A 24,859-nucleotide genomic window follows, 5' to 3' on the forward strand; every position below is an offset into this window, starting at 1 on the left:
CGACTCACAGGCCGCTCTCGGCCGTGCGCACCAGGATCCGGCCGCAGTTCTCGCAGCGCACGACCTCGTGCGGGTCGGCGTTGCGCACCGTGGCCAGGTCGCGGCCGTTCAGCTCGATGCGGCAGCCCTGGCACTGGCGCGACTGCAGCAGCGCGGCGCCGGAGGTGCCGGTCTGCGTGCGGATGCGGTCGTAGAGCGCCAGCAGCGCGGCGGGGATGCCGCCCGCAGCGGACAGGCGCGCCGCCTCGTGCTTCGTCGTCGCGTCGGCGACGTCGGCCAGCGCGTCGTCGCGCAGCTGCTCGGCGCGGGCGAGCGCCTCGCGGGCCGCGGCGTGCACCTCCTGCGCCTCCGCCAGCGCCTTCTCGGCCGTCTCGACCTGCTCCATGAGCTCGAGCTCCTGGTCCTCCAGGTCGGACTGCCGGCGCTGCAACGACGACAGCTCGTGCTGGAGGTCGGTCATCTGCTTGGCCGAGACGCTCCCGCCGTCCAGGAGCTTCTGGTCCTTGGCCGCGCGGGCCCGCACGGTCTCGACGTCGGCCTCCATCCGGGTGACCTCGCGCTGCAGGTCGCGCGTCTCGGTCTCGGCGCGGACGACGGCGCCGGCGGCGTTCCGCTCCGCCTCGGCCGCGGCCTCGACGGCCGCCGCCTCGGGCAGGGTGCGCCGGCGGTGCGCGAGCTGCGTGAGCACGACGTCCTCGGCGGCGAGAGCCAGCAGTTTCTGCTGGTCGAAGTGGTCGGCCTTCACCCGCTCAACCTACCTGCGCCGGGGGCGGTCCCTGACCGACGTGCACGGTCCAGGGATCGGTCCGCTGCGCGGCGACGATCACCTCGACCCGGCCCCCGAGGTCCGCGGCCAGCACCCGCGCGGCGACCGCCAGCCACGGCCACTCCGTGGCCCAGTGCGCGACGTCGACCAGCGCGGGGCGGGCGGGGTCCAGGGCCATGGCCTCGCCGGCCTCGGAGACCGGGTGGTGGCGCAGGTCGCTGGTGAGCAGGACGTCGGCGCCGGCGGCGGCCGCGGCCGGCAGCAGGGAGCCACCGCTGCCGCCGCACACGGCCACGGTCGTAACCGGCCGTTCGGGATCGCCGGCCAGCCGCACCCCGCCCGCCGTCGCCGGGAGCGCCGCGGCCGCCGCGGCGGCGAACTCGCGCAGCGGCACCGGCCGGGCCAGCCGCCCGACGCGCCCGAGCCCGGCCCGCGGATCGCTGCCGGCCGGCTCCAGGGGCGCGGCGTCGACCAGCCCGAGGACGGAGGCCAGCGCGTCGTTGACGCCGTGCTCCGGGGCGCGGTCGGCGTTGGTGTGCGCGACGAACAGCCCGGCTCCGGCGCGGACCAGCCGGTGCACGAGCCGGCCCTTGGCGTCGTCGGCCGGCACGCCGTGCACCCCACCGAGGAACAGCGGGTGGTGCGTCACCAGCAGGCCCGCGCCGGCGGCGACCACCTCGTCGACGACGGCGGCCACCGGGTCGACGGCGAACAGGACGCGCTCCACCGGGTCGTCGCGGTCGCCGCACACCAGCCCCACGGCGTCCCAGTCCTCGGCCAGCGCCGGGTCGTAGCGGGCCTCGAGCGCGGCGACGACCTCGCCCAGCGTTGCGGTCACGGCCGCCGACCGTAGCCCAGCCCGCAGCCGGCGAGATCGCGATCCTCGCCCCCGCGTCGCCCTCCCCACGCTCCACCCCGCGGTCCGCGACTCCGACGCGAGGACGGCGATCATCCCGCCCCCAGGAGGGGTTGGCCCGCACCGACCGCGGGGAAGCCCCCGGTCGTGGTGGAGCGGGCGTTGCGGGCACCGGCCTGGCTGGAGGAGCTGGTCCGCACCACTCCCCCGCCCGTGCCGTGGCCCGACGTCGTCCGCTTCGCGATCGCCGTGCCGATGCCGCTGGCGGTCGCGGTGCTCGTGGCCGGGGGGATCGAGCCCGGGCCCGAACTGGGCGCCGGCGTCTTCGGCACCACCGGCGCGCTGGCCGCCAGCCTGGCGCCGCGGGGCGGGCCGCTGCGGGACCGGATGCGCCGCACCGCGGCCGCGACCGGCCTCGGCGCCGTCGGGCTGCTCGTCGGCCAGTACGCCAGCGGCGGCGGGTGGGTGCCGGTCCTCGTGATCGCGCTGGTGTCGGCGGTCGCGGCCCTGATCAGCGCGGTCAACGCCGCGCTGTCCCTGGGGTCGCTGCAGCTGCTCGTCTACACCGCGCTGGCGTCGGGTCTGGTCACGCCGCTGTCGGCCGGGGCGGAGATCGCCTTCTTCTTCGCCGGCGCGGCCTGGGCGGCGCTGACCGTCCTCGTGCAGGCCGCGACCGAACCCGGGGATCCCGACCGCGCCGCCGTCGCCGCCGTCCTCACCCGCATCGGCGAGCTGCTGGCCGCCGCGGGCACCGAGGACACCGAGGAGGCGCGCCGCGGCCTGACCACCGCGCTCAACGACGCCTACGACCGCGTCATCCGCAGCCGCAGCTCCATCGCCGGGCGCAGCGCCGAGCTGTCGGAGCTGGCCGGGGTGCTCAACGCCACGGCACCGCTGGTCGAGGCGACGGTCGCGACCGTCCGCGCCGGGGTGGCGGCCGACCCCTCCGACGTCACCGCGGTGCACGCGCTGGCCGCCGCGGTCACCGGTGCCCGCGAGCTGCCGGCGCAGCGGCCGTCGTCCCTGGCCGAGGGCCCCCCGACCCGGCGCGCGGTGCGGCACGGGCTGCGGCTGGCCTGGAACGTCGTCGGCGACCCCGAGGAGCGGGCCGGTGCGGCCGTCGACCTCCCCCACCTCGACTGGCGCACCCGCCTGCGGGACGTCGCCGACCGCACGGTCGCCAGCCCCGACACCCGCTCGTTCGCCCTCCGCCTCGCGCTGTGCATGACGGTCGCGGAGATCGCCCGGCAGCTGCTGCCGCTGGACCGCCCCTACTGGGTGCTGCTCACGGTCGCGATCGTGCTCAAGCCCGATTTCGGTTCCGTCTTCACCCGGGCGGTGCAGCGCGGGGCCGGCACGCTGCTCGGCGTCCTCATCGGGTCGCTGCTGCTGGCCCTGCTGCCGCGCAACGGCTGGGTGCTGCTCGCGCTGGCCGTCGCCGCCGGGCTCCTGCCGTGGGCCCGCGACGCCAATTTCGGGCTGTTCTCGGTGTTCCAGACGCCGGTCATCATCCTGCTGCTGGACCTGGCGCTGGACGGCGGACCGGAGCTGGTCCTCGCCCGCATGCTCGACACGCTCGTGGGCTGCGCGATCGTGCTCGTCGTCGGCTACGCGCTGTGGCCCTCGACCTGGCGGGCGCCGCTGGACGAGGCGCTGCGCGACGTCGTGACCGCGCTGGACGCGTTCGTCGGCGCCGCGTTCACGGGCGGCCCGACCGAGCGCCGCCGGGCCCGCCGCGGCACCTACCGGGCCCTCACCGAGGTGCAGACGCAGCTCCAGCGGCGGCTGGCCGAGCCCCCGCCGATCAGCACCCGCGCCGCGGCCTGGTGGCCGGTGATCGTGCAGCTGGAGCGGACCTCCGACGCGGTCACGGAGGCGGTCATCGCCGTCCGCACCGGCGAGCCGGCGCCCGATCCGGCGCAGGTCGCCGTCCTGCGCCGGGCGATCGGGCAGCTGGAGGACGACGTCGCCGCCACCGGCTCCCCCGACGACGCCGAGATCCTCGCCGTGGGGGTGCTCGCCCCGGTCGCCCGCGAGGTCGACGCCGCCCGGCGGCTGGTGCGCGGCACGGCCCCCGGCCGGCGGCAGAGCGCCCCCTGACCGCTTGCCCGGGCGGGCCGGTGGGCCTGGGATGGGGGCGTGCCCCTGCCGCCCGGCGTCGACGCCCCCGTCCCCGGCCCGCCCGGACCCCCGCCGCCGGGGTCGCGCACCGTCCGCACCGACGACGGCGTCGACCTGCACGTGGAGTTCGACGGCGACGACCGGGCGCCGTTGACCGTCGTGTTCGCGCACGGCTTCACCGCCCAGCTGGCCGAGTTCGACGTCCACCGCGCGGCGCTGCGCCCCCGCGCCCGGCTGGTGTTGTGGGACCAGCGCGGGCACGGCCGCTCGGGGTGGACGCCGCTGACCGCCGCCACCATCGACCGCACCGGCCGTGACCTCGGGCAGGTGCTGGACGCCGTCGTCCCGGCCGGGCCGGTCGTGCTGGCCGGGCACTCGATGGGCGGGATGAGCATCATGGCGCTGGCCCGGCAGCGGCCGGAGCTGTTCGGCACCCGGGTGGCCGGTGCGTTCCTGCTGGCCACCTCCTCCGGCGGGCTGGTCGGCACCGGGGTGCTGGGCCGGTGGGTCACCGCGGTCCGCCGGCTGCACCTGCTCGGCCTCTGGCTGCGCGGCCTCCAGCTGCTGGCCCCGCTGCTGGAGCGATTCCGCCGCCGCGGGACCGCGGTCGGCCGCTGGTTCACCCGCCGGTACCTGTTCGGCCGCGCAGACGCCGATCCCGCCGACGTCCGGCTGGTGCAGGCCCTGCTCGAGGAGACGCCCTACACCGTCACGCTGGCCTTCTGGGCGACGTTCCTCGAGCACGACGAGACCGCCGCCCTGCCGGTCCTCGGGCGGGTGCCCACCACCGTCGTGGCGGCCACGGACGACCGGCTCACCCCCGTCGACCACGGCCGCCGCCTGGCCGGGCTCCTCGGGCACGACGCCGAACTCGTCGTGGTGCCGGGCGCCGGGCACAGCGTCAACCTCACGCGCACCGACGTCGTCGACCGGGCGCTGGCCGACCTGCTGGACCGGGTCGAGGACCGCCTGCGCACGCCCCGGGCGGGGTGACGCGGACCGCAGATGCCGGACCGGACCGGCTCGTCGTCCCCATTGCGGCGGCCCGCCAACAGCGGTTGGCTTCGCCGCACACCCGAGGACGCGTGGACGGCCCCGCCGGGGACGGTGGTGGCGGCGAGGAGCTGATCGTGGACCGCATGAGCCCGACGGACGCCGGTTTCTACTTCGCGGAGAGCGAGAACACCCCCCTGCACGTGGGCTCGGTGGCGGTGTTCGAGGGGCCCGCGCCGAGCTACGGCGAGGTCATCCGGCTGCTGCTGAGCAAGATGCCGCTGGTTCCGCGGTACCGCCAGCGCGTGCGCCCCGTGCCCTTCCAGCTGGGCCGGCCGCTGTGGATCGACGACCCGCACTTCCAGATCCTGTACCACGTGCGGCACACCGCGGTGCCCGGCCCGGGCAGCGAGGAGCAGCTGCGCAACCTGGCCGGCCGGGTGCTCGGCCAGCGGCTGGACCTGGCCAAGCCGCTGTGGGAGCTGTGGCTGGTGGAGGGCCTGGAGAACGGCCGCTGGGCGATCATCTCCAAGGTCCACCACTGCATGATCGACGGCGTCGCGGGCACGGACCTGATGCAGCTGATGTTCGACATCACCCCGGACGCCACCCATCCCGAACCGCACGACTGGACGCCGCAGCGCACCCCGTCCGGCGTCGAGGTCGTCGCCGGCGCCGTGCAGGACGCGCTCACCCAGCCGCTGCGCCGGCTCACCGCGGGCGAACCCGGTGGCCCCGGCGTGACCCGCACGCTGGCCGGCGCCGGCCGGTCGCTGGTCAAGGCCCTCCCGACGGTCGCCCGGCAGCTGACAACACCCATCGCCCGCTCCCTGTCGGGCCCGATCGGCCCGCACCGGCGGTGGGCGTGGACCGAGGCCGAGTTCGACGAGCTCAAGCCCATCCGGACCGCGCTCGGCGGCACGGTCAACGACGTCGTCCTGGCCTCGATCGCCACCGGTTTCCGGGACCTGCTGGAGCGCCGCGGAGCCCTGCGCGACGGGCTGGTCGTGCGGTCGATGGTGCCGGTGTCGATGCGCCAGGAGAGCGAGCGCGGCCGGCTGGACAACCGCATCTCGGCGGTCTTCGTCGACCTGCCCGTCGGCGAGGCCGACCCGGTGGCCCGGCTGGACTCGGTCCGCCGCCAGATGGACGAGTACAAGCAGATGATGCAGCTGGTCGATGCCCGCTCGATCATCGCGATGGGCGACTTCGTGGCGCCCACCCTGCTCTCGCTCGGGGTGCGGGCGGCGCTGGGCGCCAGCCAGTTCTACGCCCAGGCGGTCACGACGAACGTGCCCGGCCCGCGGGTGCCGCTGTACGTGCTGGGGCGGCGGATGACGTCGGCGCACGCCTACGTGCCGATCGCCGGCGGCACCCGGGTGTCGATCGGGATCTTCAGCTACCTCAACACGATGACGTTCGGCATCAACGCCGACTTCGACGGCTTCCCCGACATCGACCTCCTCTCCGCCGGCATCCGGCGCGGCATCGACGAGCTCAAGGTCGCCGCCGGGACGGCGGACGCGCCCGCCGGGGAGCAGCCGCCCGCCCGGGAGCCGACGGAGGCCGCCGCCCGGTGAGCCGCCGGTGTGAGGGACCGCTGCCCGGGTAGCGGGGGCGGGTGGCCGAGACCGACCTGACCGTGGCCGTGACCGGCCCCACCGGCACCTTCGGCGCGGGGCTGGTGCCGCTGCTGCAGGACGACGACCGGATCGCGCGGATCGTCGGCGTCGCGCGCCGGCCGTTCGACCCGGCCGAGCGGGGCTGGACGAAGATGGAGTACCGGCGCGGCGACGTCCGGGACCCCGACGCGCTGGCCGAGGCCTTCGCGGGCGTCGACGTCGTCGTCCATCTCGCCTTCCTCGTCACCGGCAACGCCTCCCGGCGGACCACGCGGGCGATCAACGTCGACGGCACGCTGAACGTCTTCCGGGCCGCCGCGGCCGCCCGCGCCCGCCGGTTCGTCTACGCCTCCTCGGTCGCCGCCTACGGGTTCCACCCCGACACCCCGGCGCTGGTCGACGAGGAGTGGCCGGTGCGCCCGGCGTCGCGGTTGTTCTACGCCCGGGAGAAGGCCGAGCTCGAGCAGTTGCTGGCCACCCAGGCGGTCGGCGCGCCGGACATGGCGGTGTACCTGCTGCGCCCACCGGTCGTGGTCGGGCCGGACGTCGTCGGCGCCAAGGACGTGCTGCCCGGGCCGCTCGCCCCGCTGGGCCGCGCGCTGTTCGGCCGCCCCCGGCGGCTGCCGGTGCCGCTCCCGGTGGCGGTTCCCGCGCTGCCGCTGCAGCTGGTGCACGAGTCCGACGTCGGCCGCGCCCTCCAGCTGTGCGTGGTGGGCGCGGGGCCGCCCGGGGCCTACAACATCGCCGGGGACGGCGTGCTGACCGCCGCCGACGTCGCCCGCGAGTTCGGCGCCCTCGCGCTCTCCCTCCCGGCCGGCCCGGCGCAGCTGGCCGCGCGGGCGGTCACGGCCCTGCCGTTCCTGCCGCCGGCCGCCCAGTGGGTGGAGGCGGCGACCCGGCCGGTGATCATGGACACCGCCAAGGCCCGCGAGCTGCTGGGCTGGAAGCCCCGGTTCACCGCCCTCGAGGCGCTGCGCGACACCCTGCGTCCCCGCTGAGCCGCGCCCGGCTCAGCCGCCGCCCGCGCGGAACAGCTCCTCGACCTCCACCTTGCGCACCTTGCCGACCGCCGTCACCGGCAGCGTCGCCTCGAAGCGCCACACGCGGGGCACCTTGAAGTGCGCCAGCCGCTCGGCGGCGAAGGCCTCCAGCGCCCGCGGCGCCGGATCGGCGCCCTCCCGCAGGACGACGGCGGCGCCGACCTGCTGACCCCAGCGCTCGTCGGGCACGCCGACGACGGCGACGGCGGCCACGGCCGGGTGCTGGCCGAGCACCTCCTCGACCTCCGCCGGGTAGACGTTCTCCCCGCCGCGGATGACCACGTCGCGCACCCGGCCCTGCACCCGGAGGAAGCCCTGCTCGTCGAGCGAGCCGAGGTCGCCCGTGCGCAGGAAGCCGTCCGGGGTGAAGGCCTGGGCCGACGCCTCCGGGGCCCCGAAGTAGCCACCGGCCGCGCAGACCGTGCGGACGCAGATCTCGCCCGCCTCGCCGACGGCCAGCTGCCGCCCCGACAGCGGGTCTCGGATGCTCAGCTCGACGTGCGGCACCACCCGCCCGACCGTGTCGGTCACGACGGCGGGGTCGTCGTCCAGCCGGGTGCTGGACACCATCAGGCACTCGGACTGGCCGTAGGTGGCGAAGACCGGCGCTCGGATTTCCGCGCGCAGCCGCTCGACCAGCCGGGGCGAGATGGAGCTGCCGCCGAGCCCGGTCGAGCGCACCTGCCCGGCCGGGGGCGGCACCCAGTCGGGGTGGTCCAGCAGGCGCAGGAGCATCGTCGGCACGCCTCCGAGGCGGGTGGCGCCGGTGAGCCGCAGCAGCCGGAGGTACTCGGCCTCGTCGAACCGGGGCATCAGCACGTAGGCGCTGCCGACCGCCATCGCGCCCAGGACCATCGCCAGCGCACCGCCGACGTGGGTCATCGGCACGGGGTTGTGCAGCACGTCGTGCTCGTCGGTGCCGTGCAGCCGCGCCCGGATCCATGCACCGTTCAGGGCGGCCCGGTGCGACAGCGCGGCGGCCTTCGGCCGGCCCGTCGTCCCCGAGGTGAACTGCAGCAGGAACAGGTCGTCGGGCGCCACCGGCGGCAGGGCTGCCGGCGGCTCCGACCCGGCCAGGGCGCGCAACGCGGAGAGGTCGTGCACCCGGCCGCGTGCGCCGAGCGAGCGGGCGCGGTCGAGCAGGTCGACCCCGCGGACGTCGCGTCCGGCGAGGACGAGCCGCGGGTCGGTCCCGTCGACGGCGTGGGCGCACTCCGGGTCGGTCCAGGCGCCGTTCCACGCGGTGACGACCGTTCCGGACAGCGCGCAGCCGTACTCGGCCAGCACCCACTCCACCGAGTTGCGCGACCAGATGGCCACCCGGTCCCCCGGCGCGGTGCGCCGCGCGATCCAGCCCGCGACCCGCTGCGCCTCGGCGAGCAGCTCGGCGTAGGTCATCCGGCCGAGGCCGTCCCCCTCGGCCCACAGGAGGGCGGGGCGGTCGGGGAAGCGGGCGGCGGTCTCCCGCAGCCGGTCGCCGATCGTGCACTCGAGCAGCGGGACCGACGTCCCGCCGGCCGCGACGGCTGCGCGCACCGGGTCAGCTCCGCTCGGCCGGCCCGCGACCGGCCGGGGAGACGAGCCCGGAGTCGCGCAGCCAGTCCAGCAGGTGCCCGGCCACCACGTCGGGCACCTGCAGTTGGGGCACGTGACCCACGCCCGCCAGCTCCACGTAGCGCCAGTCGGGATGGCGGGCGGCGATGTCGCGGGACGCCTCCACCGGCACGAGCCGATCGCGGTCGCCGTGGAGGAGCAGCACCGGTCCGGCGATCGAGGCCATGGCCTCGCGGTAGCGGCGCGGATCGGCCAGCACCCACAGCAGCGACCGCGCGGCGGCCAGGAACGCCTTGTCCATGCCGGCGACGTCGCGCCGCTCCTCCAGCAGCGTCACCGACCGGTCGACGACCTCGGCCGGCACCGCGTCCGGGTCGACGCCGCACAGCTCGAGCAGCTCGCGCACCCGCCGCAGCGGCGACCTGCGCGTCCGGTGGAACCACAGCGCCCGCTCGGCGAGGAACGGCACGGCGTAGAGGGCGAAGTGCAGGGCGACGGCGGGATCCGGGGCGCGCCGCGCGCCGGGCACCGCCGGGTCCAGCAGCACGGTGCCGCGCACCCGCTGCGGCGACCGCGCCGCCTCGAACAGGGAGATCATCCCGCCCATCGAGTTGCCCACCAGGACCACGGGCCCCGGCACGACCTCGCGCAGGAAGCGGTCGAGCACCAGCACGTTGGCCGGCACGCCCGCCCGCCGGCCGGCCGGCTCGCTGCGGCCGAACCCGGGCAGGTCCAGGGCGAGGACGCGGGCGTGCGGGGTGAGCAGCGGGGCCAGCAGGTCCCAGTTGAGGTGCGAGCCGCCCAGCCCGTGCACCAGGACGACGGCCGGGCCGCCGTCGGCGCCGCCGAAGTCCACGTAGTGCACCGGACCGTCGAGGTCCACGGTCATCGACCGTCCCGGAACAGGCGTGTCGTCCACGGCTCCACCGTGGCACGGACGCCGTCCCGGTGCCCGCGCGGGACGCGTGGGGCGCGCGGGACGGGTCGGTGTCCGGCGCCACACCGGGCTGCCGAGGACACGACCGGGTCTCGGCGGGTGTCGCCCGCGAGCCCCGGTGGTATCCGTGAGGTGACCAGCGCCGGTCGTCGAGGAGGAACTCCGTGGCACGTCAGCCCCGTGGCGGTCCCGCCCTGCCGCTCTACCTGAGCGAGCCGGGCCGGGCGGCGGTCGACTTCGGCCTCTTCGTCGCCGCGCGCCCCCTCCTGCACTCGCTGCCGCACGGCGACGGCCACCCCGTCCTGGTGCTGCCGGGCCTGCTCGCCGACGACCTCTCCACCCGCACGCTGCGGGCGACGCTGCGCCGCCTGGACCACCGCGTCCACGGCTGGCGGCTGGGCCGCAACATCGGGCCGACCCCCACCTGCGTGGACGGCATGCGCCGGCGCCTGGACGAGCTCGCCGAGCGCTACGGGCGCCCGGTGAGCCTGGTCGGCTGGAGCCTGGGCGGCGTCTTCGCCCGAGAGCTGGCCCGCGCGACCCCGGACTCGGTCCGCCAGGTCATCACGATGGGCAGCCCGTTCCGGCTGACCTGCGAGTCGCAGACCCGCGCCGCGCGGGTGTTCGCCCGGTTCGCGCACCTGCACGTGGACGGCCTGTCGTTCCCGCTGGAGAGCGAGTGCACCCCGCTCCCGGTGCCGGCGACGTCGATCTACTCGCACTCCGACGGCATCGTCCACTGGCAGACCTGCCTGGAGACGCCGGGGCCGCGGGCGGAGAACATCGCCGTCCACGCCAGCCACCTGGGCCTGGGCCACCACCCCGCCGTCGTCTACGCGGTGGCCGACCGGCTCGCCCAGCCCGCGGGCACCTGGCAGCCGTTCCGGGCGCCGGGCGTGCTCCGGCCGGTCTTCCCCCGCCCCGACGTCCCGGTCGCCGGCTCTCCCCGCTCCGCCACCGCCGCCTGAGGACCGGCAGCGGCTGCGGCGTACGGGCCCGTCATTTCAGGTAGATCTCCTGCACGATCGAGGCCACGTGCCGGCCCTCGCCGTCGTACGCCGACCCCAGCGCCACCCCGCGCCCGTGCGCGGTGGACAGCGGCTGCGACGTCAGCACGAACCACTCGTCGGCCAGCAGCGGCCGGTGGAACCACATCGTGTGGTTGACGCTGGTCGTCGCCACCGTGCCCGGGCCGCCCTCGCCGTCCGGCCCGCCGGCGGACAGGCCGGCCGCCGTGATCGCGACCGTGGGCACCGCCATGTCGGAGACGAGGGTCAGCACGCCCGCGTGCCAGACGCTCTCGCCGGGCAGCCGGTCCGCTGCCCGGTACCAGGCCTGCACCTCGGTGGAGAGGGTGCCGTTGGCGCTGCCGGTCGCGTCGACGAACTCGATGCCGAAGCCCCCGTCGCGGTGCACCCGCAGCTTCCCCGCCTCGACCGCCGCGGCCGGGAACCGCAGCGGCGACGGCAGCTGGAACTCCGCCCCCGCCTCGCGGGTCCGCTGGAACGACGCCTCCAGGGTCACCACGACCCGGTCGCCCTGCCGGCCGACGACGCGGCGGCTGATGAGGGAGCGCCCGTCCTTGACCCGGTCGACGGCCAGGACGATCGGCTCGCCGGCGCGGCCGCGCTGCGGGAACTCGCCGTGCAGATGGTGGACGGCGTAGTCGTCGGGCACCGTCGCGTCGGCCGACAGCAGCGCCTGGAACAGCAGCGCGCCGCCGAACAGGGTCTCCCGGGCCAGCGGCGAGGCGCCCGAGACGCCGAACCGGTCGCCCCCGAGCGGTTCCACGCCGAGGGCGGCCACGACCGCGGACACCGTCTGATCCACCGCACACCTCGCACGTCGACGTCGGAACTTCTCCGGCGCCGACACCGTGCGGTGAGGGCGGGACCGGGGTGGGCGCGGCCGGGATCGAACCGGCGACCGCTCGCTTGTAAGGCGAGAGCTCTCCCGCTGAGCTACGCGCCCCGCGAGCCCAGGGTAGGGGCACCCTGCGCGGCCCTTCCCGCAGGGCCGGGCCGTGCTCGGGGCCGGGCTACCCCGCCGGGCGGCCGGGACGTCGGCGCCGGCCCGCCGCGGCCTGGACCCGGGCCTTCCCGCGCCGGTACCGGCGCCGCAGGAGGCTGACCAGGCTGGCGTCGGAGGTCGCCGCCTCCAGGCCCGCCAGCCGCTCCTCCAGGCGCCGCACCAGGTCCTCGGTCCGCCGACCGAGCTCGGCCTGCGCCTCCCGCGCCTGGACCTGGCCGGCCAGCAGTTCCTCCTGCCGGAGGGCGGACTCCCGGAAGAGGTTGTGCAGGTGGTCGATCTCGGTCCGCAGGTATCCGGTCAGGTAGAGCAGCCCGCCGACGCCGTGCCGCCGGACGTGCGCGCGCAGCGCCTCCTCCCGCACCCGGAGATCGGCGGCGCGGTGGTCCCGGGCGCGGGCGAAGACGCTGTTCACCAGCGCGCCGTCGGCCTCCGGGCGCTGGTGCCAGAAGGCGAGCACCTCGCCGTCGAGGAAGCCGATCGGGCACTGCGACTGGGCCAGCCTGAGGTTGAACTCCCAGTCGCCCACGACGGGCAGGTCCTCCCGGAACGGGCCGACCTCGTCGTGCACGCTGCGCCGGTACAGCAGCGAGATCGGCACGACCCGGTTGGAGCGCAGCAGCTGGGCGAGGCTGAAGGACCGGGCCTCGGGCGCGAAGACCTCCCGCGACTCCTCCTCGAGCCGGCCGTCCCGGACGCGCTCCCAGACGATCTCCGTCCGTACCGCGACCCCCGCGTCGCCGGTCTCGCGCAGGTGGGCGACCGTGCGCGCGAGGAACTCCGGGTGCCACGTGTCGTCGTCGTCGTGGATGGCGACGAACTCCGAGGCGCTCGCGCCGATGCCCTGGTTGGAGGCCGCCTCCATGCCCCGGGACTCGGCGTTGTGCAGCACGGTGACCCGCCCGGCCAGGCCGGGTCGCGCTGCGACGAGATCGTCGACGACGGCGGCATCCCCACCGTCGTCGACGACCACGAGCTCCCAGTCCGGGAAGGTCTGGGCGCAGACGTCGGCCAGCGCCCTCTCCAGCATCAGCGGCCGGTCCCGCGTACGCACCACGACGGCGACCACCGGCTCAGGCCCGCTCAGCACGCCTGAGTCTCCCGCGGGAGGACCATCCGCGCGGCCTCAGGACAGCGCGGCGACCGCGTCCTTCCAGCCGGTCTGCTGGCGCGCGTCGCCGGGCTGGTTCACCTCGGCGAAGCGGACGACGCCCTCGGCGTCGACCAGGAAGGTGCCGCGCAGCGCCATGCCGGCCTTGTCGTTGAACACCCCGTACGCCTGGGCGGTGGCGCCGTGCGGCCAGAAGTCCGACAGCAGCGGGAAGGGCAGCCCCTGCTGGTCCTTGAACGCCTTGAGGCTGAACACCGGGTCGGTGCTGATCGCCACGACCCGCACGCCGGCGTCGGTGTAGGTGGCCAGCTCGTCCCGCAGCTGGCACAGCTCGCCGGTGCAGATCCCCGAGAAGGCGAAGGGGTAGAAGACCACCAGGGCCGGCGTGCCCCGCAGCTCGGCGAGGGACACGACCTGCTTGTCCTGGTCGGGGAGGCTGAACTCGGGGGCGCGGTCACCGACGGAGAGGCTCATGCCACCGATCGTGCCCTAGCCCGGGACGACTCCCCCGGGGGGTCCCGCTCAGCGGCGGCTGCGGGCCGCTTTCGGCGTGACCAGGCGGATGCCCGACCACTCCTTGGCGGCGGAGATGCTGCTGGTCTGCTGCAGGCCCGCCGTCGGCGCCACCTCGGTGACGTCGCCGGGCTCGACGTGCCCCGGCCGGCCCGACTTCGGCACCAGGAGCCAGACCACGCCCTCGTCGGCGAGCGACGTCAGCGCGTCGGTGAGGGCGTCGAACAGGTCGCCGTCGTCCTCGCGCCACCAGAGCACGACGACGTCGGCGACCTCGTCGGTGTCCTCGTCGACCATCTCGCTGCCCGAGACCTCGACGATGGAGTCGCGCAGGTCCTCGTCGGCGTCCTCGTCCCAGCCGAGCTCCTGCACGACCATGCCCGGCTTGATGCCCAGCCGGGCCGCCATGCCGGCGCTGCCCGAGTCGACGCTCATCCCTGCTGTTCCTCCATGGGTGTGGTGGCGGCCGTCCGGCCGCCGGGAAGCCCGCGCCCGGCCCACGAACGGGCGGACGGGACCGGGATACGGGGGGCGGGCCGCGCTCCGGCGGCGCGCCCGGTGGCCGCGGGGCGCGGGACGGACACGACCGGCGGGACGCACACCCGCTGCCTGGTCATGTCACCCCTCGTCGCCCTGGTCGGCCGTGGACCCGATTGTGGGGCCACGTGGGCGGAAGCGTAGGGCATGCCTGGTCAGGCGCAAGCGCTCCGCGGGGGCGCCTCGCCGACACGGCGACGTCCCGACAGGTGGGCGCGTGCGTGACGGGGACGGGCGTGCAGCGGGAGGATGGGGGCATGAGCGCTCCGCAGCAGTCGGGCGGCGACCCCGCCCGCGATGCAGGTCCCACCCCCGGCAGCGCCCGCGCGGTCATCACCGACGGGCTCCCCAGCCAGCTGGTCGACACCGACCCCGACGAGACACAGGAGTGGCTGGAGTCCCTCGACGCCGTCGTGGGCCACGCCGGCCGCGGCAGGGCCCGCTACCTGATGCTCCGGATGCTGGAACGCAGCCGCGAGCAGCAGGTCGGCGTCCCGGCCCTGCGCAGCACCGACTACATCAACTCGATCCCGCCGGAGCGCGAGCCCTGGTTCCCCGGTGACGAGCACGTGGAGCGGCGCATCCGCGCCTACATCCGCTGGAACGCCGCGATCATGGTGCACCGTGCGCAGCGCCCGGGGATCGGCGTGGGCGGCCACATCTCCTCCTACGCCTCGTCCGCCTCCCTCTACGAGGTGGGCTTCAACCACTTCTTCCGCGGCAAGGACCACCCCGGCGGCGGCGACCAGATCTGGTTCCAGGGGCACGCCTCCCCCGGCATCTACGCCCGCGCCTTCCTCGAGGGGCGGCTCAGCGAGCAGCAGCTCGACGGCTTCCGCCAGGAGGTCAGCCACCCCGGCGGCGGCCTGTCGTCCTACCCCCACCCGCGGCTGATGTCGGACTTCTGGGAGTTCCCCACGGTCTCGATGGGCCTCGGCCCGCTCAACGCGATCTACCAGGCGCGGTTCAACCGCTACCTGCACGCCCGCGGCGTCAAGGACACCTCCGACCAGCACGTGTGGGCCTTCCTCGGCGACGGCGAGATGGACGAGCCGGAGTCGCTGGGCGCGATCGGTCTGGCCGCCCGCGAAGAGCTCGACAACCTCACCTTCGTCGTCAACTGCAACCTTCAGCGCCTCGACGGCCCGGTCCGCGGCAACGGCAAGGTCATCCAGGAGCTCGAGTCGTTCTTCCGGGGCGCCGGCTGGAACGTGATCAAGGTGATCTGGGGCCGCGAGTGGGACCCGCTGCTGGCCGCCGACCGCGACGGCGCCCTGGTCAACCTGATGAACCAGACCCCCGACGGCGACTACCAGACCTACAAGGCCGAGGACGGCGCCTTCGTGCGCGAGCACTTCTTCGGCCGGGACCCGCGCACCCGCAAGCTCGTGGAGAGCATGAGCGACAAGGAGGTCTGGGACCTCTCCCGCGGCGGGCACGACTACCGCAAGGTCTTCGCGGCGTTCAAGGCCGCGGTCGAGCACAAGGGCCAGCCGACGGTCATCCTCGCCAAGACCATCAAGGGCTGGACGCTGGGCAGCCACTTCGAGGGCCGCAACTCCACCCACCAGATGAAGAAGCTGACCGCCGAGGACCTGGCCGGCTTCCGCGACCGTCTCTACCTGCCGATCCCGGACGAGGCGCTGGACAAGACCCTGCCGCCCTACTACAAGCCCGACCCGGACTCCGACGAGATGCAGTACATGCTCGAGCGGCGGCGGGCCCTGGGCGGAGCGGTGCCGCGGCGCCGGTCGGAGTTCAAGTCGCTCAAGGCGCCCGAGGAGAAGGCCCTCGACGTGCTGCGCCGCGGCTCCGGCAAGCAGGAGGTCGCGACGACGATGGCGTTCGTGCGGCTGCTCAAGGAGCTGCTCAAGGACCCCGAGCTCGGGCCCCGCTTCGTGCCGATCATCCCGGACGAGGCGCGCACCTTCGGCCTGGACTCGCTCTTCTCCTCGCACAAGATCTACAACCCGGCCGGGCAGCGGTACACCTCGGTCGACCGCGAGCTGATGCTGGCCTACAAGGAGTCCGAGCAGGGCGTGATCCTGCACGAGGGGATCAACGAGGCCGGCTCCACGGCGTCGTTCACCGCGGTCGGCAGCTCGTACGCCACGCACGGCGAGCCGATGATCCCGATCTACATCTTCTACTCGATGTTCGGGTTCCAGCGGACCGGCGACGGGTTCTGGGCGGCAGCCGACCAGATGGCCCGCGGCTTCGTGCTCGGCGCCACCGCCGGGCGCACCACGCTCAACGGCGAGGGCCTGCAGCACGAGGACGGACACTCGCTGCTGCTGGCGCAGACCAACCCGGCGGTCGTCTCCTACGACCCGGCGTTCTCCTACGAGGTCGCGCACATCACCCGGGACGCCCTGCAGCGGATGTACGGGGAGGACCCGGGCGCGCCGCTGGGCGGGCACCGCTCGCCGGACGTCATGTACTACCTGACGGTCTACAACGAGCCCTTCGTGCAGCCCGCCGAGCCCGAGGGTCTCGACGTGCGGGGCCTGCTGGCGGGCATGTACCGGTACGCCCCCGGGGCCGGGGACGGTCCGAAGGCGCAGGTGCTGGCCTCCGGCGTCGCCGTCCCGTGGGCGCTGCGGGCGCAGGAACTGTTGCGCGAGGACTGGGGAGTGTCGGCCGACGTGTGGTCGGTGACCTCCTGGAACGAGCTGCGCCGCCAGGCCGACGAGTGCGAGGAGTGGAACCTCCTGAACCCCGGCGAGGAGGTGCGGGTGCCGTACGTGACGCAGCAGCTGCAGGACGCGCCGGGCCCGGTCGTGGCGGTGTCGGACTGGATGAAGGCCGTCCCCGACCTCATCGCGCCCTACGTCCCCGGCGGCATGGCGACCCTGGGCACCGACGGGTTCGGGCTCTCCGACACCCGCCCGGCGCTGCGCCGGCACTTCCACGTGGACGCCGAGTCGATCGTCGTCCGCACGCTGGCGTCGCTGGCCCGCCGCGGCGAGGTGGACGACGCCGTCGTCCGCCAGGCGGTGGAGAAGTACCAGGTCCGCGACGTCCAGGCCGCCCCCGCGGAGGAGCGCAGCGACCCCAGTCCCGCGACCTGAGCGGAGGGTGGGAGCGCAGGTTTCCTGCGCTCCCACCCTCCGTCAGGGGGCCAGCGCGCGCAGGGCCATCGCGGCGTACAGGGCGGCGCCGGCCGGCAGCGGCGCCTCGTCGAACACCGCCAGGTTCGAGTGGTTGGGCGGCGCCTCGTCGGGGTCGACGCCGGCCGGCCGCGCGCCGATCCAGGCCATCGCCCCGGGCACCCGCTCCAGCACGTAGGAGAAGTCCTCGGCCCCCATGAACGGCTCGGCCAGGGGCGGCACCGCGTCCGGCCCGAGCAGCTCGGCGGCGGTGGCGCTGACCCGCGCGGCGACGCCGGGGTCGTTGGCGGTCACCGGGTAGCCGGGCTCGTGCACGAACTCCGCCGGCATGTCGTGCGCGGCGGCCACGAGCTCGGCCACCCGGCGCACGGACGCGACGACGTCGGCCCGGCGGCCGGCCGAGAGGGTGCGGATCGTCCCCTCCAGGAACGCGAGGTCGGGGATCACGTTGTTCGTCGACCCGGCGGCGATGTGCGCGACGGTGACGACGGCGGGGTCGGTCACGGGCACCCGGCGGGTCACCATCGACTGCAGCGCCAGCACGATCTCGGCGGCCACCGGGATGGGGTCCCGGGTGCGGGCGGGCTCGGAGGCGTGCCCGCCGCGGCCGTGCAGCGTCAGCCGCCACTGGTCGGCCGCCGCCATGATCGGCCCCGGCCGCACGTGCACCGTGCCGCTGTCGAGCGTGGACGAGGAGTGCAGCGCGAACGCGCCGGTCACCGGCGCCTCCGGGACGACGTCGAGCAGCCCCTCCTCGAGCATGAACCGCGCGCCGTGGAACCCCTCCTCCCCCGGCTGCAGCATGAACACGACCTGGCCGGCGATCTCGTCGCGCCGCTCGGCCAGCAGCCGCGCCGCCCCCAGCAGCATCGCCACGTGCGTGTCGTGCCCGCAGGCGTGCATCACGCCGGGCACCTCCGAGGCGAACGGCAGCCCGGTGTCCTCGTGCACGGGCAGGGCGTCCATGTCCCCGCGCAGCAGGTACGTCGGCCCGGGCCGCGCACCGCGCAGCACCCCGACCACCGAGGTGGTGGTGCGGCCGGTGGTGAGCTCGACCGGCAGCTGCGCGAACGCCTCCAGCACGGTCGCCTGGGTCCCGGGCAGGTGCAGGCCGATCTCGGGCCGGCGGTGCAGGCGGCGGCGCAGGTCGACGGTGCGGTCGGCGTCGGCCTCGGCCGCGGCGAGCAGGTCGGCGGCCCTCGCTCGGAGGATCCCCTCGCCCCCCACCGCCGGCGAGCTCGCGTCGGGCCCCTGCGAGGGAGCCGGTTCCATGGGCATGCCCGTCACCTTGCCCACGAGGGGCGGCCGCTATCCAGCCGCCAGACGACGACCGGGCCGCCGTCCGCCCCGTCCACCACCGCGGGCTCGGGGCCGACGGCCAGCCGCAGGCCCTCGGGCGCCGGGCCGGTCCCCAGCCACAGGCGAGCGTCGGCCCGGCCGAGGTCCACCCAGCCCGCGGCGGCCGCGACGACCTCGTGCGCCGGCGCCGCCCCGGGCGCCGCCGTCCGGAGGTAGCACTGGAGCACCCGCGCGCCGTCGTCCCCGGCGATCTCGTCGTGCTCCAGGCCGGTGCCCGCGCGCAGGACGGCGACGTCCCCCGCGGCCACCTCCGCCCCGCCGTCCCAGCAGTGCCGCAGGGAGCCGGCGAGGACGACGGCGACGACGTCGACGGCCCGGTGCTCGTGCAGGCCGTACCGCGTCCCCGGGCCGAGCCGGTCGTCGGCGATCCGCAGCAGCGGCCCGAGCGATCCGTCGGTGTTCTCCAGCAGCACGCGCGAGTCGAGCGAGGTCACGAGCGGCCCTCCCGGGGCGTGAGTGCGGCGGGCCCGCCGGGCAGGCCGCCCAGCAGCAGGGCGATCCCCAGGGCCCAGGCGATCCCGAGGGCCCAGCCGCCCAGGACGTCGGAGAGGAAGTGCACGCCCAGCCACAGGCGGGTGGTCCCGACCAGCGCGACGAGCGCGATCCCGGCGGCGGTCGCGGCGCGGCGCCCGAGCGGGGCCAGCCGCGGCCAGGCGAGCACCAGGGCCACCGTCACCAGCGTCGCCACGCCCGAGGAGTGCCCGCTCGGGAAGCTGAGGCTGCCGTACTCCAGGCCCCCGCCCTCGAAGGCCGGCCGGGCCCGCCCGACGAGTTCCTTGAGCCCGGTGGTCAGCGGGCTGACGAGGACGACGGCGACGAGCACCCAGGTCAGCGTCCGCCACCGGCGGCCCAGCCCCAGCCAGAGCAGCACCGGGAGGTAGGCCAGCACGCGGAACCACACCGTGCCCGGCGAGGTCAGCACCTCCAGAGCCGCGTCCTGCGCACCCGACCGGTCGTCCCCGGCGTACAGCGCCCGGCTGACCGCGCCGTCGAGGCGGATCTGCGGGTCGACGTCGACGAGCACGCCCGCGCCCAGCGCGACGAGCACCGCGACGGCGGCGGCGACCGCGGCGAGCGTCCGGCGGCGGGTCCGCGGGGGGACGCCGGCAGCGAGTAGTTCCACCGCCCCACTCTCCCCGACCGCCGTCGGCGTGACACGCTGACCGGCGTGGACGACCGCGCCGGCGCCCCCGGGCCCTCGGCCGGCACCCTGCACCGGCTGGAGCGCGCCTCCGGCGCCATCGCCACGCAGGCCGTTGCCCGGATGGACGAGCAGCTCTCCTGGTTCCGCACCATGCCGGCCGACCAGCGGTCCTGGGTGATGCTCGTGGCGCAGGCCGGCATCGCGTCGCTGGTCGAGTGGTGCCGCAACCCCGACCGGCCGCCGCGGTTGACCGGCGAGGTGTTCGGGGCCGCTCCGCGGGAGCTGGTGCGGGCGGTGCCGCTCAAGCAGACGGTCGACCTGGTGAAGGTCGTCGTCGAGGTGCTCGACGACCACGTGCGCGAGGTGGCCGAGCCCGGCGACGCCGACACCCTGCGCCTGGCCGTGCTGGTGTTCAGCCGCGAGGTCGCCTTCGCCACCGCGCACGTGTACGCGACCTTCGCCGAGGACCGCGGCGCCTGGGACGCCCGGCTGGAGGCCCTGGTGGTCGACGCCCTGGTCCGCGGGGAACGCTCGGAGGAGCTGCCCGGCCGCGCGGCCGCGCTCGGCTGGGCGGTGGCGACGCCGGTCACGGTGCTGGTCGGCGCCGCCCCCTCCGACCGGGACGCGCACGGGGCGGCGCGCCGGGCCGCCCGCACGATGCGCAGCGAGGCGCTCGTCGGGGTGCACGCCGAGCAGCTCGTCGTCGTGCTGGGCGGCGCCGAGGACCTGGGGACGGCCGCCGACCGGGTCGCCGAGGAGTTCGGCCCGGGGCCGGTGGTCGTCGGGCCAGTGGTGGAGGGGCTGGCCCGGGCGCCCGAGTCGGCCGCCGCCGCGCTGGCCGGGCTGCGCGCCGCGCCGGCCTGGCCCGGCGCCCCCCGCCCCGTGGCCGCCGACGCGCTACTGCCCGAGCGCGCCCTGGACGGCGACCCGCTGGCCCGCCTGGCGCTGGAGGAGCGGGTCGCGCTGACCCTGCAGGCGGCCGGTGGCGAGCTGCTGGAGACCGTCGGCGCGGTGCTCGCCAGCGGCGGCAACCTCGAGGCCAGCGCCCGCGCACTGTTCGTCCACCCGAACACGGTCCGCTACCGCCTGAAGCGGGCAGCGGAGCTCACCGGCTTCTGGGCCACCGACCCCCGCGGCGGCTGGACCCTGCAGGTGGCGCTGGCCCTCTCCCGGCTCGGCGGCGAGCGCTCCCTCTGGCAGTAGCGGCCACCCACCCCGGCCGCAGTGTGCTCTCCACCACTCTGCTGCGCGCGCCGGGGCCTGTCGCCGCGCTCTCTTTGGAGGAACCCTCCAAAGATCACCCGTGTCCTTTCGTGCCGCTCCCCATCCGTGGACGGCGCTCCCGCCTGGCACGGTGGACGACGTGCTGGCCGTCCTCGCCCCCGGACAGGGTGCGCAGAAGCCCGGGATGCTGACCGACTGGCTCGAGCTCCCCGGTGCCGAGTCCTTCTTCCGCTGGGCCGGCGCCATCGCCGGCGCCGACCTCCTCACCCTGGGCACGACCGGGGACGCGGAGGCGATCAAGGACACGGCGGTCACCCAGCCGCTGGTCGTGGCGATGAGCCTGTTCGTCGCCCGCGAGCTCGGGGGCCTGCCGGGCCCGGTCCAGCACACGCCGCACACCGGGCGGGACGTCGTCATCGCCGGGCACAGCGTCGGCGAGCTGACCGCGGCCGCCCTGGCCGGCGTCCTGAGCATCGAGGCCGCGATCGCGCTGACCGCCGTCCGCGGGCGGGCGATGGCCGCCGCGTGCGCGCTCACCCCGACCGGCATGTCCGCCGTCCTGGGCGGCGATCCCGAGGAGCTCGCCGCCGCCCTGGAGCGGCACGGCCTGGTGGCCGCCAACCTCAACGGCGGCGGGCAGACCGTGGTCGCCGGCCCGCTGGAGGGCCTCGCCGCGCTCAAGGAGGCACCGCCCGCCAAGGCGCGGGTGCTGCCGCTGTCGGTGGCCGGCGCCTTCCACACCGCCTACATGGCCCCGGCCCGGGAGCAGCTGGAGGGCCTCGTGGGCGGGCTCAGCCCGGCCGAGCCGAGCCGGCTGCTGCTGAGCAACGCCGACGGCGCCGCCGTCCCCACCGGTGCCGAGACCCTCGCCCGCCTGGTCAGCCAGGTCACCAGCCCGGTGCACTTCGACGCCTGCCTGGCCACGATGCGCGGCCTCGGCGTCACCGCCGCCATCGAGCTCCCGCCCGCCGGGGCCCTGGCGGGCCTGGCGAAGCGGGAGTGGAAGGGCACCGGCATCGAGGTGCTCACCGTGAGCGGGCCGGGCGACCTCGACCGCGCGCGCGAGCTCATCGCCGCCGAGCGCGGCCGTGCCGAGGCACAGCACTCCCCCGACTGGCGGGTCGTCGTCGCCCCCGCCCGGGGCACGGTGGCGCCGGCGGAGATCGCCGAGGGCACGCTCGTGCCGGCCGGCGCGCCACTGGGCTGCATCCGCAGCCGCCGCGAGGAGGTCGGGGTGTCCGCGGGCTACGCCGGCGTCCTGGCCGAGTGGCTGGTGCACGACGGCGACCTCGTCGACGCCGGTGACCCGATCGCCCGTCTCTACCCGGAGGTCTCCTCGTGAGCAGCATCCAGCTCAGGACCGGCGCGCCGGGGGCGCGGATCCTCGGCTTCGGCGGCTACCGGCCGCGGCGCCGGGTCACGAACGACGAGCTGTCGCAGTCCATGGAGACCAACGACGAGTGGATCCAGAGCCGCGTCGGCATCGCCGAGCGCCGCTGGGCCTCCGAGGACGAGACGCTCGTCGAGATGGCCGTCGCCGCGGGCGGCAAGGCGCTGGCCGCCGGCGGCCTGGCCCCCGACGAGATCGACCTGGTGATCCTGGCCAGCGCCAGCCTCAAGGAGCCGATCCCCGGCATCGGACCGCAGGTCGCGCACCGGCTGGGCATCCCGCGCCCCGGGGCGTTCGACCTCAACGCCGGCTGCGCCGGCTTCTGCTACGCGCTGGAGATGGCCGGCAGCGCCATCCGCACCGGCTCCGCGCGCAACGTGCTGGTCGTCGGCGCCGAGCGGCTCACCGACGTGATCGACCGGGGCGACCGGTCCACGGCGGTGATCTTCGCCGACGGGGCCGGCGCCGCCGTGGTCGGGCCCAGCGACGATCCCGGCATCGGCCCGGTCGCGTGGGGCAGCGACGGGGACCAGTACTCGGCCATCGAGATCGTGGGCGACGGCCGCGCGATCGCCATGGCCGGGCAGGCCGTCTACCGCTGGGCGACGACGAAGCTGACGGCGACGCTGGAGGAGGCGATGGCCGCCGCGGGGGTCACGCCGGCCGACATCGACGTCTTCGCCCCGCACCAGGCGAACCTGCGGATCATCGAGTCGATGCACAAGCGGCTCGGCTTCCCCGAGCGCACCGTCGTCGCGCGGGACATCGTCACCTCCGGCAACACCTCGGCGGCGTCCATCCCGCTGGCCCTGTCGGCGCTGCTGGAGTCCGGCGAGGCCAAGAGCGGCGACCTGGCCCTGGTGCTCGGCTACGGCGCCGGGCTGACCTTCGCCGGCCAGGTGCTGCGCCTCCCGTGAGCCGACCGCCCCACACAGACCCCCGGACCACCGGGCCGGCGCCGGGAACCCGAGCGCCGGGCAACGAACGAACGAGAGAGAGGACCTCAGCGTGAGCGAGGACATCCAGGCTGGTCTTGCCGAGATCCTGGAGGAGGTCGCCGGGGTCTCCCCCGCCGACGCCACCCCCGAGAAGTCGTTCACCGAGGACCTCGACGTCGACTCGCTGTCGATGGTCGAGATCGCCACGGAGGTCGAGAACAAGTTCGGTGTCGCGATCCCCGACGACGAGCTGGCCAACATCAAGACGGTCGGCGACGCGATCACCTTCATCCAGAAGAACCGCGGCTGAGCCGGATCCCCGACCGCCCGCACCCGCACGCTCCCAGGAGGACCCGTCCATGAGCACCAACGACGACGTCGTCGTCACCGGCCTCGGCGCCACCACGCCGCTCGGTGGGGACGTCGCCAGCACCTGGGAGGCACTGCTCGCCGGGCGGTCGGGGATCAGCCGCATCACCGACGACTGGGTGGCGGAGTTCCCCGCCCAGCTCGTCGCCCGGATGGCGGTGGACCCGGCCGAGAAGCTGGACCGCGTCCGCGCCCGCCGGCTCGACCGCAGCCAGCAGGCCGCCGTCGTCGCCGCGGAGGAGGCCTGGCGCTCCTCGGGCGCCGCCGACGCCGGGGTGGACCCCGAGCGGATCGCGGTCGTCATCGGCACCGGGATCGGCGGGGCGCTGACCCTGCTCGGCCAGGACGACGTCCTGGAGGAGAAGGGCCCCAAGAAGGTCTCGCCCTTCACCATCCCGATGCTCATGCCCAACGGCCCGGCCGCCGCGGTGGGGCTGGCCGTGGGCGCCAAGGGCGGTGTCCACGCGCCGGTGAGCGCCTGCGCGTCCGGCGCCGAGGCGATCCGCTGGGGCCTGGACCTCATCCGCTTCGACCGCGCCGACGTCGTCCTCGTCGGCGGCGCGGAGGCCTGCGTGCACCCGCTGCCGATGGCCGGGTTCGCCGCGATGCGGGCGATGTCCACCCGCAACGACGAGCCCGAGCGGGCCTCCCGGCCGTTCGACAAGGGCCGCGACGGGTTCGTCCTCGGCGAGGGCGCGGCGGCGCTGGTGCTCGAACGCGGCGACGCCGCCCGGGCCCGCGGCGCCACGATCCACGCCCGGCTCGCCGGCGCGGGCGCCACCGCCGACGGCTACGACCTCGTCGCCCCGCACCCCGAGGGCGAGGGCGCCGGGCGCGCGATCCGGGCGGCCCTGCGCGACGCCGGGCTCACCCAGGCCGACGTCGGGCACGTCAACGCGCACGCCACGTCCACCCCGGTGGGCGACACCGCCGAGGCCGCCGCCATCCGCGGCGCCCTCGGCGAGCACGTGCTGGTCACGGCCACCAAGAGCCAGACCGGCCACCTGCTGGGTGCCGCCGGCGCCCTGGAGGCGGTCTTCACGATCCTCGCGCTGCGGGACCAGATCGTGCCGGCCACCGCCAACCTCGACGACCCGGACGACGACGCGGCCGTCCAGGCCCTCGACATCGTGCGTCGCGAGCCGCGACGCGCCTCCTTCTCCGCCGCGGTCAACGACTCCTTCGGCTTCGGCGGCCACAACATCGCCCTGGTGTTCACCACCGCCTGAGGAAGGACCCCGCTGTCC

At 75.8% G+C, this 24,859-nt stretch carries 22 protein-coding genes and 1 tRNA gene; 11 read left to right on the forward strand and 12 right to left on the reverse strand.

The features are described 5' to 3' along the window. Positions 1-4: 4 nt before the first annotated feature. Both BMY88_RS18580 and BMY88_RS18585 read right to left on the reverse strand, forming a co-directional pair. Positions 5-745 (reverse strand): zinc ribbon domain-containing protein, encoded by a 741-nt coding sequence (locus BMY88_RS18580; RefSeq protein WP_091947054.1) that lies wholly within the window; start codon positions 743-745, stop codon positions 5-7. A gap of 4 nt (positions 746-749) precedes the next feature. Beyond that, complete coding sequence (locus tag BMY88_RS18585) at positions 750-1,604, reverse strand: Nif3-like dinuclear metal center hexameric protein (protein ID WP_091947057.1); 855 nt, start codon at positions 1,602-1,604, stop codon at positions 750-752. A gap of 180 nt (positions 1,605-1,784) precedes the next feature. Here BMY88_RS18585 and BMY88_RS18590 point away from each other — a divergent pair, with 180 nt between their 5' ends. From BMY88_RS18590 to BMY88_RS18605, 4 genes are all read left to right on the forward strand, one after another. Beyond that, positions 1,785-3,722 (forward strand): FUSC family protein, encoded by a 1,938-nt coding sequence (locus tag BMY88_RS18590; RefSeq protein WP_244524789.1) that lies wholly within the window; start codon positions 1,785-1,787, stop codon positions 3,720-3,722. 39 nt (positions 3,723-3,761) lie between these two features. Continuing rightward, the gene (locus BMY88_RS18595; protein ID WP_244524790.1) at positions 3,762-4,736 is read left to right on the forward strand and encodes an alpha/beta fold hydrolase; all 975 of its coding nucleotides are present in this window, start codon (positions 3,762-3,764) and stop codon (positions 4,734-4,736) included. A 92-nt stretch (positions 4,737-4,828) separates the two neighbouring features. Then, positions 4,829-6,316 (forward strand): WS/DGAT/MGAT family O-acyltransferase, encoded by a 1,488-nt coding sequence (locus tag BMY88_RS18600; protein ID WP_244524791.1) that lies wholly within the window; start codon positions 4,829-4,831, stop codon positions 6,314-6,316. 41 nt (positions 6,317-6,357) lie between these two features. Then, entirely contained in the window at positions 6,358-7,356 is a 999-nt protein-coding gene (locus BMY88_RS18605) for an NAD-dependent epimerase/dehydratase family protein (RefSeq protein ID WP_091947062.1), read from the forward strand. A 12-nt stretch (positions 7,357-7,368) separates the two neighbouring features. Here BMY88_RS18605 and BMY88_RS18610 read toward each other — a convergent pair whose 3' ends face one another. Both BMY88_RS18610 and BMY88_RS18615 read right to left on the reverse strand, forming a co-directional pair. After that, a complete protein-coding gene (locus tag BMY88_RS18610; protein ID WP_091947065.1) occupies positions 7,369-8,934 on the reverse strand; it encodes a class I adenylate-forming enzyme family protein in 1,566 nt (521 codons plus the stop codon). Positions 8,935-8,938: 4 nt separating this feature from the next. Further along, on the reverse strand, positions 8,939-9,871 hold the full coding sequence (locus BMY88_RS18615; RefSeq protein ID WP_244524792.1) for an alpha/beta fold hydrolase: 933 nt from the start codon (positions 9,869-9,871) through the stop codon (positions 8,939-8,941). A 182-nt stretch (positions 9,872-10,053) separates the two neighbouring features. On the opposite strand from BMY88_RS18615, the gene BMY88_RS18620 reads away from it, so the two are divergent. After that, positions 10,054-10,857 (forward strand): esterase/lipase family protein, encoded by an 804-nt coding sequence (locus BMY88_RS18620; RefSeq protein ID WP_211435711.1) that lies wholly within the window; start codon positions 10,054-10,056, stop codon positions 10,855-10,857. Between the two features lie 31 nt (positions 10,858-10,888). Here the strand turns inward: BMY88_RS18620 and BMY88_RS18625 are convergent, their stop codons facing one another. The 5 genes from BMY88_RS18625 to BMY88_RS18645 all read right to left on the reverse strand — a co-directional run bounded on the left by BMY88_RS18625 (position 10,889) and on the right by BMY88_RS18645 (position 13,976). Then, positions 10,889-11,719: an acyl-CoA thioesterase gene (locus tag BMY88_RS18625; protein ID WP_211435712.1), complete on the reverse strand. Its 831-nt coding sequence runs from the start codon at positions 11,717-11,719 to the stop codon at positions 10,889-10,891. 69 nt (positions 11,720-11,788) lie between these two features. Continuing rightward, positions 11,789-11,860, reverse strand: a tRNA-Val gene (locus BMY88_RS18630). Positions 11,861-11,927: 67 nt separating this feature from the next. After that, on the reverse strand, positions 11,928-13,007 hold the full coding sequence (locus BMY88_RS18635) for a glycosyltransferase family 2 protein (protein ID WP_139220516.1): 1,080 nt from the start codon (positions 13,005-13,007) through the stop codon (positions 11,928-11,930). 36 nt (positions 13,008-13,043) lie between these two features. After that, positions 13,044-13,502 (reverse strand): peroxiredoxin, encoded by a 459-nt coding sequence (locus BMY88_RS18640; RefSeq protein WP_091947077.1) that lies wholly within the window; start codon positions 13,500-13,502, stop codon positions 13,044-13,046. A gap of 48 nt (positions 13,503-13,550) precedes the next feature. Continuing rightward, on the reverse strand, positions 13,551-13,976 hold the full coding sequence (locus tag BMY88_RS18645) for a DUF3052 domain-containing protein (RefSeq protein ID WP_091947082.1): 426 nt from the start codon (positions 13,974-13,976) through the stop codon (positions 13,551-13,553). A gap of 359 nt (positions 13,977-14,335) precedes the next feature. Between BMY88_RS18645 and aceE the strand changes: the two genes are divergently transcribed. Then, entirely contained in the window at positions 14,336-17,149 is a 2,814-nt protein-coding gene (gene aceE, locus BMY88_RS18650; protein WP_211435713.1) for a pyruvate dehydrogenase (acetyl-transferring), homodimeric type, read from the forward strand. A 42-nt stretch (positions 17,150-17,191) separates the two neighbouring features. On the opposite strand, the gene BMY88_RS18655 is transcribed toward aceE, so the two are convergent. Genes BMY88_RS18655 through BMY88_RS18665 form a run of 3 tightly spaced genes read right to left on the reverse strand, consistent with a single transcriptional unit; the run spans position 17,192 to position 19,670 of the window. Then, a complete protein-coding gene (locus BMY88_RS18655; protein WP_091947201.1) occupies positions 17,192-18,466 on the reverse strand; it encodes a M20 metallopeptidase family protein in 1,275 nt (424 codons plus the stop codon). A gap of 5 nt (positions 18,467-18,471) precedes the next feature. Next, complete coding sequence (locus BMY88_RS18660; protein WP_091947085.1) at positions 18,472-18,981, reverse strand: pirin family protein; 510 nt, start codon at positions 18,979-18,981, stop codon at positions 18,472-18,474. After that, positions 18,978-19,670, reverse strand: coding sequence for a phosphatase PAP2 family protein (locus BMY88_RS18665; protein ID WP_091947088.1), 693 nt, complete (start codon positions 19,668-19,670; stop codon positions 18,978-18,980). The genes BMY88_RS18660 and BMY88_RS18665 overlap by 4 nt, the downstream gene beginning before the upstream one ends. A gap of 45 nt (positions 19,671-19,715) precedes the next feature. Between BMY88_RS18665 and BMY88_RS18670 the strand changes: the two genes are divergently transcribed. From BMY88_RS18670 to BMY88_RS18690, 5 genes are all read left to right on the forward strand, one after another. Further along, complete coding sequence (locus tag BMY88_RS18670) at positions 19,716-20,894, forward strand: PucR family transcriptional regulator (protein WP_091947091.1); 1,179 nt, start codon at positions 19,716-19,718, stop codon at positions 20,892-20,894. 151 nt (positions 20,895-21,045) lie between these two features. Next, on the forward strand, positions 21,046-22,257 hold the full coding sequence (locus BMY88_RS18675) for an acyltransferase domain-containing protein (RefSeq protein WP_244524793.1): 1,212 nt from the start codon (positions 21,046-21,048) through the stop codon (positions 22,255-22,257). Continuing rightward, positions 22,254-23,222, forward strand: coding sequence for a beta-ketoacyl-ACP synthase III (locus tag BMY88_RS18680; RefSeq protein ID WP_091947094.1), 969 nt, complete (start codon positions 22,254-22,256; stop codon positions 23,220-23,222). The genes BMY88_RS18675 and BMY88_RS18680 overlap by 4 nt, the downstream gene beginning before the upstream one ends. A gap of 91 nt (positions 23,223-23,313) precedes the next feature. Beyond that, the gene (locus BMY88_RS18685; protein WP_091947097.1) at positions 23,314-23,553 is read left to right on the forward strand and encodes an acyl carrier protein; all 240 of its coding nucleotides are present in this window, start codon (positions 23,314-23,316) and stop codon (positions 23,551-23,553) included. A 49-nt stretch (positions 23,554-23,602) separates the two neighbouring features. Then, positions 23,603-24,841, forward strand: a complete 1,239-nt coding sequence (locus tag BMY88_RS18690; RefSeq protein ID WP_091947100.1) for a beta-ketoacyl-[acyl-carrier-protein] synthase family protein — start codon at positions 23,603-23,605, stop codon at positions 24,839-24,841. Positions 24,842-24,859 lie beyond the last annotated feature (18 nt).

Source organism: Trujillonella endophytica (assembly GCF_900110555.1).
Lineage (GTDB): Bacteria > Actinomycetota > Actinomycetes > Mycobacteriales > Geodermatophilaceae > Trujillonella > Trujillonella endophytica.